Source organism: Bradyrhizobium sp. S3.7.6 (genome assembly GCF_054061875.1).
This window is the reverse complement of sequence record NZ_JBSSEQ010000001.1, coordinates 7,699,029-7,709,028: the sequence shown is the minus strand read 5'-3', so window position 1 is coordinate 7,709,028 and position 10,000 is coordinate 7,699,029. Positions and strand designations below refer to the sequence as shown.

The 10,000-nt window shown below is 65.4% G+C and carries 11 protein-coding genes; 6 read left to right on the top strand and 5 right to left on the bottom strand.

Annotated features, from left to right (window positions below):
• Positions 1–332: 332 nt before the first annotated feature.
• The 3 genes from ACVJ5M_RS37260 to pdxH are packed head-to-tail and all read right to left on the bottom strand — an operon-like array spanning position 333 to position 2,541.
• The gene (locus ACVJ5M_RS37260) at positions 333–1,103 is read right to left on the bottom strand and encodes a class I SAM-dependent methyltransferase (RefSeq protein ID WP_231144375.1); all 771 of its coding nucleotides are present in this window, start codon (positions 1,101–1,103) and stop codon (positions 333–335) included.
• Between the two features lie 18 nt (positions 1,104–1,121).
• Positions 1,122–1,874: an SDR family NAD(P)-dependent oxidoreductase gene (locus ACVJ5M_RS37255; RefSeq protein WP_063984930.1), complete on the bottom strand. Its 753-nt coding sequence runs from the start codon at positions 1,872–1,874 to the stop codon at positions 1,122–1,124.
• A 25-nt stretch (positions 1,875–1,899) separates the two neighbouring features.
• A complete protein-coding gene (gene pdxH / locus ACVJ5M_RS37250) occupies positions 1,900–2,541 on the bottom strand; it encodes a pyridoxamine 5'-phosphate oxidase (RefSeq protein WP_063984929.1) in 642 nt (213 codons plus the stop codon).
• Positions 2,542–2,654: 113 nt separating this feature from the next.
• On the opposite strand from pdxH, the gene ACVJ5M_RS37245 reads away from it, so the two are divergent.
• Complete coding sequence (locus ACVJ5M_RS37245; RefSeq protein ID WP_063984928.1) at positions 2,655–3,062, top strand: RT0821/Lpp0805 family surface protein; 408 nt, start codon at positions 2,655–2,657, stop codon at positions 3,060–3,062.
• 108 nt (positions 3,063–3,170) lie between these two features.
• Positions 3,171–4,133, top strand: a complete 963-nt coding sequence (locus ACVJ5M_RS37240; protein ID WP_063984927.1) for a DnaJ C-terminal domain-containing protein — start codon at positions 3,171–3,173, stop codon at positions 4,131–4,133.
• A 443-nt stretch (positions 4,134–4,576) separates the two neighbouring features.
• Here the strand turns inward: ACVJ5M_RS37240 and ACVJ5M_RS37235 are convergent, their stop codons facing one another.
• Positions 4,577–5,347: an anti-sigma factor family protein gene (locus ACVJ5M_RS37235; protein ID WP_014497223.1), complete on the bottom strand. Its 771-nt coding sequence runs from the start codon at positions 5,345–5,347 to the stop codon at positions 4,577–4,579.
• A gap of 106 nt (positions 5,348–5,453) precedes the next feature.
• Positions 5,454–5,942: a sigma-70 family RNA polymerase sigma factor gene (locus ACVJ5M_RS37230; RefSeq protein ID WP_014497222.1), complete on the bottom strand. Its 489-nt coding sequence runs from the start codon at positions 5,940–5,942 to the stop codon at positions 5,454–5,456.
• A 171-nt stretch (positions 5,943–6,113) separates the two neighbouring features.
• Here ACVJ5M_RS37230 and fabI point away from each other — a divergent pair, with 171 nt between their 5' ends.
• From fabI to ACVJ5M_RS37210, 4 genes are all read left to right on the top strand, one after another.
• Positions 6,114–6,929 (top strand): enoyl-ACP reductase FabI, encoded by an 816-nt coding sequence (gene fabI, locus ACVJ5M_RS37225; RefSeq protein ID WP_063984926.1) that lies wholly within the window; start codon positions 6,114–6,116, stop codon positions 6,927–6,929.
• Positions 6,930–6,943: 14 nt separating this feature from the next.
• Positions 6,944–7,543 (top strand): histidine phosphatase family protein, encoded by a 600-nt coding sequence (locus tag ACVJ5M_RS37220; protein WP_063984925.1) that lies wholly within the window; start codon positions 6,944–6,946, stop codon positions 7,541–7,543.
• 89 nt (positions 7,544–7,632) lie between these two features.
• The gene (gene aroC / locus ACVJ5M_RS37215) at positions 7,633–8,721 is read left to right on the top strand and encodes a chorismate synthase (RefSeq protein ID WP_063984924.1); all 1,089 of its coding nucleotides are present in this window, start codon (positions 7,633–7,635) and stop codon (positions 8,719–8,721) included.
• Positions 8,722–8,791: 70 nt separating this feature from the next.
• Positions 8,792–9,982, top strand: coding sequence for an adenylate/guanylate cyclase domain-containing protein (locus ACVJ5M_RS37210; RefSeq protein WP_063984923.1), 1,191 nt, complete (start codon positions 8,792–8,794; stop codon positions 9,980–9,982).
• The last annotated feature ends 18 nt before the right edge of the window (positions 9,983–10,000 follow it).

Sequence of the window (10,000 nt, the reverse complement as noted above, 5' to 3'; positions counted from 1 at the left end):
AGCAGCATGTTAGCCGCGAGGAACAGCCATGGTTGAAAAACACATAACGTCGCCCCGCAACGTCATCGATCTGGCGAATTACCGTCAGGTCCTGGCGAGCGGCAAGGCGTCGTCGATGTCGGCGCGCATGTGCCGGCACTGTGGTGCTCCGCTGCTCGACGGTGAGAACGACGACGACTGCTCGACTGCGTTCAGCACGGCCGCTCCGCGGCTGCGCGATCGGTCGCGTCGGATTCGAGTCGATTGAGGAACGGAAGGGTAAAGGCGATCCAGGTCCTGCGGCGGCGTTGTCTGGATCGCCTTGCTTCCCGCGCTTCGAGCGGGAAAATCATCTAGCGCTTCACGATCTGGGCCGTCGAGACGACGGTCTCGGCGATAGCACCGTCGCGACTGAAGGGAGCGAGATGCTGCCCGACATCGCGCAGCATCGCGTCGGCATTTTCGCCAAGCGCTTCCGGCGATGACGACGAGTAGGTGAGGGTGCGTTTCGCCAGGTCGTGCAGGCCGACCAGATGGCTGGTCTCGATTGAGACGAGTTCAGCGGGCTGAAACGAACTGCCGCGAAAGAATGCTGGGAGGTCGCGGTGAGTCCGCGTGCCCCGACCGGCCTCCTCCCACAGCTTGGCCGGTGACCATCGGCGGCGCGCTTCATTGTAGCCGTCAAGCCACGGGTTGCGGCCGTCGGTGGCCGAGAATGAGGCGCAGATGGCAATTGCGCCGTCGTGCGCGACGAGCCGGTCGAGCAGTGCAAGCGTCAGGTCGCGATCCATCCAATGCAGGGCGCGCCCGATCGTCACGACATCGAAGCTGCCGATGTCGGGAGCCAGCGTTTCGGCCTTGCCTTCGATCAGCGTGATATTCCGCCCTGCGCCCGCTGCGGCGCGTCGCGCCGCCTCGATCATCTCGGGCTCGGGATCGACGCCGACAACGCGGCCGACATAGGGGCCGAAGCCGAGCGCCAAGAGTCCGGGTCCGGTGCCGAGGTCTATCAGGCTGCTCTGTTTGGTGAGACCAAGCTTGTGCGCGACGCTGCGAAAGAATTCGCTCGGGTAGGGCGGCCGCAAATGCTCGTAGAGTGACGCAGTGCTCGCGAACCGGCCCATGCTTCGCCTGCCTGGCCTTTACACGTGCTGGCCGCCGTTGATGTGGATCTCGGCGCCGTTGACGTAAGAGCTGGTGTCCGTGCACAGCACGTAGATGATCTTGGCGACCTCGTCGGGCGTGCCGAGCCGGTGCATCGGGATCTGCTGGTCGACGATCTTCTCGGTGCCCGGCGACAGGATCGAGGTGTCGATCTCGCCCGGCGCGATCGCGTTGACGCGGACGCCGACGCGGCCGAAATCGGAGGCCATTTCGCGCGTCAGGGATGCAAGCGCAGCTTTCGATGTGGCATAGGCGGCGCCCGCAAAGGGATGCACGCGCGAGCCCGCGATCGAGGTGACGTTCACGACCGAGCCCCTGGCCGCCTTCAACTCCTCGATCAATCCCCGCGCGATCATGATCGGCGCAAAGAAATTGACGTGGAAGACGTGCGTCCAGGTGTCGAGGTCGGTGTCGACCGAGCCAAGCCGCGAGCCACCCGGCCCCTTCGGCGAGATCGCGGCGTTGTTGACGAGCGCATGCAGCATGCCGCCTTCGAGCCGGTTGCGGATGTCGGTGATCGCGCGCGCGGTGTCCAGGGGGTTGCCGAGGTCGACCTGGATGTGATCCTCGGGGCCGGCGTCCCACGGACAGTCCTCGGGGAAGGGATGCCGCGAGCAGGTGATGACGCGCCAGCCCGCCGACGAGAAGCGGATCACTGTGGCGTGGCCGATGCCGCGGCTCGCTCCGGTCAGGAGCAGCGTGCGGCGCGGCGCATTGGACGAATGCGGCATGGACATCTTTCAGGTCGGCCTAAGCTCAGGGATACATCCGCGTCTTGGACCATGGCTGGCCGGCCGCGTCACGGCGAAATTCGATACGGTCGTGCAGGCGGAACGGGCGGTCGTGCCAGAACTCGATACGCGAGGGCGTGATGCGCCAGCCGCTCCAGCCCGGCGGCCGCGGCACCTCGCCGATGATGTGCTTGGCCGCGACTTTGGCGATGGCTTGTTCGAAGGCGAAGCGGCTTTCCAGCGCCTCGGACTGCTTGCTCGCCCAGGCGCCGATCTGCGCCTGCTTGGGACGGGTGGCGAAGTAAGCGTCGGCCTCGGCGTCGGTCACCGGCGTCACGTTGCCGCGGATGCGGACCTGACGGCGCAGTGACTTCCAGTGAAAAAGTAACGCCGCCTTAGGATTTGCGGCGAGTTCGCGGCCCTTCTGGCTCGCGATGTGGCTGTAGAAGACGAAACCGTCGGCATCGAAGCCCTTCATCAGCACCATGCGGACGTCTGGCAGCCCGTCGGGGTCGACGGTTGCGAGCGCCATGGCGTTCGGATCGTTCGGCTCAGTCTTGATCGCCTCGTTCAGCCAGGCCTCGAACAGCGCAAATGGCTCGTCGGCGGCGGTGAAATCACCGGATGTTAAGGGTGTCTGGTGTTTCATCGAGGTCGTGTCGGTCATGTCCGGAGTCCGAATTGCGTCCAGCGGCCCAAAACGCGTTGTTGTCCGCTACCGCCCTATATAGGGCATGGGGACGCGTTGGCCTATCGGCGATCCGGCCGTCCGGCTTTGTCATGACAATGATTCTGATCGGGCTCGGCTCCGGCGGCTGCAGCTTTTCCCGCAACGACACCAGCGCCTACGCCAAGGCCGACGACAGTGACCTGACCGGCTCGATCGCGCGGGCGGCAAAGGACGCCCCGCCGACCGACACCGATCTTGCCTTCGCCCGTAACGCCGCCTCCGACGTGCTGAGCAAGGGCGACAAGGATTCCAGCCAGCACTGGGAGAATCCGGAAACCGGTGCGCGTGGTTCGGTGACGCCGATCGCGCAGTCCTACGCTGCCGAGGACGGCCGCAAGTGCCGGGACTTCCTGGCGAGCTACGTCAATGGCAGCACCGAAAGCTGGCTCCAGGGCGCCGGCTGCCAAAGCAGCCGTGGCCGTTGGGAGATTCATACGCTAAAGCCGTGGCGGAGCTAGGAATCGGCTCTGCGGCTAGTTGCAAAAATGCCACTCGCCTCCCACATGACGAGCAGATGGGGCGGGGAGCCCTTTGAACAATTCGATTTCTTGAAGGAGACGTGACGGATGCGCGACCCCTATGAGGTCTTGGGGGTGCCGCGGAGCGCCAACGCTGCCGCGATCAAGAGCGCCTATCGCAAGCTTGCCAAGAAGCACCATCCCGACAGCAACAAGGATGACCCCAAGGCCGCCGAGCGCTTCTCCGAGATCAATTCGGCGAACGAGATCATCGGCGACGAGGACAAGCGCAAGCAGTTCGACCGCGGCGAGATCGACGCCGACGGCAAGCCGCGCTTCCAGGGTTTTCCGGGCGGCGGCGGGCCGCGCGGCCGTGCGGGTCCCGGCGGGTTCGAAAGCTATACGTTCCGCAGCGGCGGCGCGGGCCCTGGTCAGGGCGGCGGCGCGTTCGAGGACATCCTCAACAGCATGTTCGGCGGGACGCGTGGTGCGCGGCCCGGGGCCGGCGGCGCCGGGCAGTTCGAATTCGACACCGGAGGGATCGGCCTCGATCTCGACGTCAATGTCGCGATGAGCGTCTCGCTGGAAGAATCGGTCAAGGGTGGCGAGAAGCGCGTCCGGTTGCCGACGGGCAAGGAGCTCAACGTCAAGATTCCGGCCGGCGTCACCGAGGGCCAGCAGATCCGGTTGCGAGGGCAGGGCGAGAGCGCCCAGGGCCATCCGCCGGGCGATCTCCTGATCACGATCAGCATCGCGCCGCACCCGTTCTTCAAGATCGAGGGTGCCGACCTCAGGATCGACCTGCCGGTCACGCTCTACGAGGCGGTGCTCGGCGGCAAGGTCCGCGTGCCGACCCTCGGCAATGCCGTGGAACTGTCGGTCCCGAAAAACACCTCCAGCGGCCGGACCTTCCGCCTCAAGGGCAAGGGATTGCCAAAAACTGGCGGAACCGGGGATCTCTTCGTCACCATCAGGATTATGCTACCGGACGGGAACGACGCCGAGCTTGAGGCATTGATGGAGAAGTGGCGGGACCAACACCCCTACAATCCACGTAGCGGGCTTGGCTAAAGCATGATCCGGACCCGGAGGGCCGCGTGAGAGCGAGGCGTTCATGCGGCGTTCAGCCGTTTTCCGAAAAGATCATGCGCAAAGAAAATTGCTAAAGCGCGAGCCATCGCGCTTTAGGGCGAGATCGCAACTGAAGGGGGGTCTCCCAAAGGACCAGAGCATCTCTCAACAGATGATGCTCGTCATATGCCTGAGGCGTGAGAGCGCCTCTCGGCTCATGTGGTTCGACGTGTCGGCTGTCCGGCGGGGCAGTCGATAATAGGTGCGGCCTCGAGAGGGGGACCAGCGCGGTACCAAAAACCCCAATCGAGGCCGCCCGCGTCGATCGGCGGATCGAACGCTACTCATTTTCTCGTGAGCATCCGGTGCGATAATGAGACGCACCCATGTCTTGATTCCAAATTTTCAATGTCGGAATCGAGGCACCGCCTTCAAGCGGTTGCTCAGGTACCGTTTTTCTCGGCCTGGTCGTAGACCGCCTGCGCGACCTTGGTCAGGCGATCGCGATCGCTGCCGCCGCTGACGACGTAGCCGACGCCGCGCTCGGCCCAGAACAGTGCGCCGTCCTTGTCGGCTTTGGCGTAGCGCATCTGAGTCGCGCCGGTCTCGGTCTTGGCGGTGTAGATCGTGTACCGCTCGCCCGAGGCGCCCTCATACATCAGGAACGACGCCGGACCGTTCGGCCCCGGCAAGAGCCGGCCGCCGACGAGCTTCAGCCCGCTCGCCTCCAGGTTCGGCGCGAACACGGTCCAGCCGCAACGCCTGGTCAGCCAGGCTTGGAGATGGTCGCGCTCGTTGCCGCCGACCTCGACGGGGTGGCGAACCTCGACGACATAGAGGCGGTGGGCGTCGAGCGCGTCCGCTGTAAAGCTCTGGAAGGTCGAGGGGGCGTTGGCCGCGCCATGCGCCACCCAACCGGCGGTGCCGCCGGCCACGAAGGCGACCAGCACAGCCGCCGCGGCGCCATAGAGCCATTGCCGGGGACGGCGCTCCAGCCGCTCGAGCTCCAGCCGGGCCGGCACCGGCTCCTGGACGACAGAGTCGTAACGCGCGTGAAGCATCTCGGCCATGGCGCGCCAGGACTGCACGCGTCCGGCATCGTCAGGGTGTGCGGCAAGCCAGGCCTCGACGTCGGCGCGGCGCTCGGCCGGCAGCTCGCCGTCGACATAGGCGTGCAGCTCGTCTTCGGTAATGGGAATATTATGGTCGTTCATATCGATCGTCTCTGGCTCTGCGGCCCAAAATGTCTTTCGCAGTTCAACTGCGCTGCTTCCCGCGCCATGCAGGCGAAGCGACCTGCGCGATGCATCAACACTGCCATCACTTCACCCGCTTGAGCGCCGGGCGCTCACCTTCCAGCGAGGCTTTAACGTGGGCTCTCGCTCGCGCCAGGCGCGACATCACGGTGCCGATCGGCACGCCCTGGATGTCGGCGACCTCGCGGTAGCTCATGCCCTCCAGCATCACCAGCAGAAGCACCGAGCGCTGCTCCTCGACCAGCGTCGCCAGCGCCTTCTCGATGTCGCGCCCTTCGGCCTCGGTCCCGCTGGCATCCGGATTGTTCTCCGTCAGCTGCGTGAATTGCGGGCGCCTTGCCAGCGAGCGCCGCCGGTTCTTGTTGAGGTTGGTTAGGATCGTATAGAGCCAGCTCCTGACATCGCCTCCGAGGAACAGGCGCTCCGAACGCAGCGCCCGCACCAGCGTATCCTGCACCAGGTCGTCGGCCGCATCCGCATCGCGCGTGAGCGCGCGGGCGTAGCGGCGCAACGCCGGGATCATGGCTTCCACACTCTGGCGAAACGCACTCATGCCGTCTTGACGTCCTGCTGTCCGGCGCGAGCGCCTCAATCATCATAACACCCGAACGGAACGGCTATTCCGGCGCTTGAAACAGCGTTAACGCCGCGTATTAGGACTGTACCGCGAAGGAGGGCTGGTGTACCTCCAGACCTCAACGAGAGCTCGACGGGACGTTAGCAAATGGCGCAGAATTCAGGTCTGATGCAGGGCAAGCGCGGGGTCATCCTCGGCCTTGCCAACAACCGCTCGATCGCCTGGGGCATCGCCAAGGCATGCCACGCAGCCGGCGCCGAGCTCGCCTTCACCTATCAGGGCGATGCGCTCAAGAAGCGCGTCGAGCCGCTCGCTGCCGAGATCGGCGGCCTCGTGCTCGGCCATTGCGACGTCACCGATGCCGCGACCATCGACGCCGCCTTCGCAGTGCTGAAGGAGAAGTGGGGCAAGATCGACTTCCTGGTGCATGCGATCGCCTATGGCGAGCAGCTCGACGGCCGCTACGTCGACACCACGCCGGAGAATTTCTCCAAGTCGATGCTGATCTCCTGCTACTCGTTCACGGCCGTGGCGCAGCGCGCCGAGAAGCTGATGAGCGATGGCGGCTCGCTCATCACGCTCAGCTATTACGGCGCCGAGAAGTGGATGCCGCACTACAACGTGATGGGCGTGGCGAAAGCCGCGCTGGAGGCCAGCGTGCGCTATCTCGCCGCCGATCTCGGCGAGAAGAACATCCGCGTCAACGCGATCTCGGCCGGCCCGATCAAGACGCTCGCGGCATCCGGCATCGGCGACTTCCGCTATATCCTGAAGTGGAACGAGAACAACGCGCCGATGCGGCGCAACGTCTCGATCGAAGACGTCGGCGGCAGCGCGCTGTATTTCCTCTCCGACCTCGCGCGCGGCGTCACCGGCGAGGTGCATCACGTCGATTCCGGCTATCACGTGCTCGGCATGAAGCGCCCGGACGCGCCGGACATCTCGTTCGGCGGCAAGGACTAGCTTATAAATCTGGAATGCCGGTGCCCACGATCTATTACCTTCGCCACGGTGAGACCGAGTGGAATGCGCTCGGGAGGCTTCAGGGCACCAAGGACGTTCCGCTGAACGCGCGTGGACGCGGTCAGGCCGTGCAGGCCGGCGGCGTGCTGGCGGATCTCTTCAAGCGCGACGGCAAGGACAAGGCGGCGTTACCCTACGTGTCGAGCCCGCTCGGGCGTGCACGCCAGACCATGGAACTCGCGCGCGGCAAGCTCGAACTGCCGCCGGCGGACTACGCGCTCGACGATCGCCTGCGCGAGATCGGCTACGGCAGCTGGGAAGGGCTGACGCTGGCCGAGAGCGAGGCGGCCGATCCGGACGTCTATGCCAGGCGCCTCGCCGACAAATGGACGGTCGGCCCCGCGGACGGGGAGACCTACGCCGATGTGCAGGTCCGCGTGCGGGCCTGGTACAACGAGCTCCGGACCGACACCGTCGCCGTCGCCCACGGCGGGACTTGCCGGGCCCTGATGGTTTCGCTCGGCCTTGAGACGCCGGCCAGCGCCGCCGAGCTCTATATCGAGCAGGGCGCCGTCTACGTCTTCCGCGACGGGCGGCTTGAGAAGTTTAGTTAGGTCGGTTCGCCGTCATCCACGGTGGCTATGGGTTTGACCCCCGGCCCCCCGCGCGTTACCACACGCCCGAACCGACCCAGCGAGCAGCGATGTCCTTCAACACCTTCGGCCACATGTTCCGCGTCACCACCTTCGGCGAGAGCCATGGGGTGGCGATCGGCTGCGTGGTCGACGGCTGTCCGCCCATGATCCCGCTCACCGAGGCCGATATCCAGCAGGATCTCGACCGCCGTCGGCCCGGCCAATCGCGCTTCACCACCCAGCGCCAGGAGCCGGACCAGGTGAAAATCCTGTCCGGCGTGATGGCGCATCCGGAGACCGGCGTGCAGGTGACGACGGGCACCCCGATCGGGCTCCTGATCGAGAACACCGACCAGCGCTCGAAGGACTATTCCGAGATCAAGGACAAGTTTCGTCCCGGACATGCCGACTTCACCTATGAGGCCAAATACGGCCTGCGCGACTATCGTGGCGGCGGCCGCTCCTCGGCGCGCGAGACCGCGATGCGCGTTGCCGCCGGTGCGATCGCGCGAAAAGTGCTGCCCGACGTCAAGGTCCGCGGCGCGCTGGTGCAAATCGGCCCGCACAAGATCGACCGCGACAAATGGGACTGGGACGAGATTGCCAAAAATCCGTTCTTCTGTCCGGACAAGGACAAGGCCGCCTTCTTCGAGACCTATCTCGACGGCATCCGCAAGAGCGGCTCGTCGATCGGCGCGGTGATCGAGGTCGTCGCCGAAGGCGTGCCGGCAGGCTTAGGTGCCCCGATCTACGCAAAACTCGATTCTGATCTCGCGGGTGCGATGATGACCATCAACGCCGTGAAGGGCGTCGAGATCGGTGCCGGCTTTGGCGCGGCCGAGCTCACCGGCGAAGAGAACGCCGACGAGATGCGCACAGGCAATGATGGCACGCGCTTCCTCTCCAACCATGCCGGCGGCGTTCTGGGCGGCATCTCCACCGGACAGCCGGTGGTGGTCCGCTTCGCGGTGAAGCCGACCTCGTCGATCCTCCAGCCGCGCCTCACTGTCGATCGCAAGGGCGCCGACACCGAGATCATGACCAAGGGCCGCCACGACCCCTGTGTCGGCATCCGCGCCGTGCCCGTCGGCGAGGCCATGATGGCCTGCGTGCTCGCCGATCACTTCATTCGGGATCGCGGGCAGGTCGGCCGCTAGAGCATTCGTGTCGCGGTACTAGCCCACCGCGCAGCTTGACGTCCCCACAACTTCGTCCGCAAATGCGGTCATGCAAAACTCCGAGATCCAGCGCATCACCAACTGGCTGATCGACGGTGCGAGGTCGTCTGGGACCCCTTCCGAGATGATCGCCGAGGTCTGCGAGCATCTGGTCGCGGCCGGCCTGCCGCTGTCGCGGTTCGGTATCTTCATCCGAACGCTGCATCCGGAAATCTTCGGCCGCAATTTCATTTGGCGGGAAGGTCAGAAGGTCGAGATTGGTACTGTCGATTTCGAGATTCTGGACACGCCTGAATTCGCCAGGAGCCCGCTCCGGATCGTGTTCGAGGAGGGGCTGGAGGTCCGGGGACGGATGGACGACCCGGACAGCAAGCGGTTTCCGTTCCTCGACGACATGCGCGCCGAAGGCGTGACCGACTACCTCGCGATGCCGATGCACTATCTCGACGGCTCGATCCACGCGACGAGCTGGGTGACGCGGCAGCCCGGCGGCTTCAGCGACGACGACATCGCGGCGATCCGGACCCTTGCGGCACCGCTCGCGCGCGTCAGCGAGATCATCAGCCTGCGCCGCACCGCCGAGATGCTGCTCGACACCTATGTCGGCAACCGTGCCGGCGCGCGCATCCTCGGCGGCCAGATCCGACGCGGCCACAACGACACCATGCAGGCTGCGATCTGGCTCTCGGATCTGCGCGGTTTCACTGCGCTGTCGGACCGGCTGCCGGCCGAGACCGTGGTCGAGATCCTCAACCAGTATTTCGACTGCCAGGTCACCGCGATCCGGGGCCATGGCGGCGAGGTGCTGAAGTTCATGGGCGACGGCCTGCTCGCGGTGTTCCCGATCGACGAATATGTCGGCGATGCCGCCCATGTCTGCACCCGCGTGCTGGAGGCCGCGCGCGAATCCCGCGCCAGCGTCGAGGCGCTCGCTTTCCCGGTCGGCGACATCGTCGAGCGCTTCCGCTTCGGCGTCGCGCTGCACGTCGGCAACATCCTCTACGGCAATATCGGCGGCGGCAATCGCCTCGACTTCACCTGCATCGGCCCCGCCGTCAATCTCGCGGCAAGGCTTGAGAAGATCACGGGCAGGCTGGGGCGGACCGTCGTGGTCTCGGAAGTCTTCGCGAACGCCTGCCGCCATGACTGGCGCGAGCTCGGCGAATTTCCGATCGCAGGGTTTTCGAAGGCGCAACGCGTGTACGGGCTCGCCGAAGAGACGCCGGTGGTGATGGCCTGATGCGCGATGAGATGAAGA

What these genes read in the sequence shown, in the direction of transcription:
- ACVJ5M_RS37260 (WP_231144375.1), bottom strand. Translation starts at nt 1,103, where the DNA reads ATGGGCCGGTTCGCGAGCACTGCGTCACTCTACGAGCATTTGCGGCCG.
- ACVJ5M_RS37255 (WP_063984930.1), bottom strand. Translation starts at nt 1,874, where the DNA reads ATGCCGCATTCGTCCAATGCGCCGCGCCGCACGCTGCTCCTGACCGGA.
- pdxH (WP_063984929.1), bottom strand. Translation starts at nt 2,541, where the DNA reads ATGACCGACACGACCTCGATGAAACACCAGACACCCTTAACATCCGGT.
- ACVJ5M_RS37245 (WP_063984928.1), top strand. Translation starts at nt 2,655, where the DNA reads ATGACAATGATTCTGATCGGGCTCGGCTCCGGCGGCTGCAGCTTTTCC.
- ACVJ5M_RS37240 (WP_063984927.1), top strand. Translation starts at nt 3,171, where the DNA reads ATGCGCGACCCCTATGAGGTCTTGGGGGTGCCGCGGAGCGCCAACGCT.
- ACVJ5M_RS37235 (WP_014497223.1), bottom strand. Translation starts at nt 5,347, where the DNA reads ATGAACGACCATAATATTCCCATTACCGAAGACGAGCTGCACGCCTAT.
- ACVJ5M_RS37230 (WP_014497222.1), bottom strand. Translation starts at nt 5,942, where the DNA reads ATGAGTGCGTTTCGCCAGAGTGTGGAAGCCATGATCCCGGCGTTGCGC.
- fabI (WP_063984926.1), top strand. Translation starts at nt 6,114, where the DNA reads ATGGCGCAGAATTCAGGTCTGATGCAGGGCAAGCGCGGGGTCATCCTC.
- ACVJ5M_RS37220 (WP_063984925.1), top strand. Translation starts at nt 6,944, where the DNA reads ATGCCGGTGCCCACGATCTATTACCTTCGCCACGGTGAGACCGAGTGG.
- aroC (WP_063984924.1), top strand. Translation starts at nt 7,633, where the DNA reads ATGTCCTTCAACACCTTCGGCCACATGTTCCGCGTCACCACCTTCGGC.
- ACVJ5M_RS37210 (WP_063984923.1), top strand. Translation starts at nt 8,792, where the DNA reads ATGCAAAACTCCGAGATCCAGCGCATCACCAACTGGCTGATCGACGGT.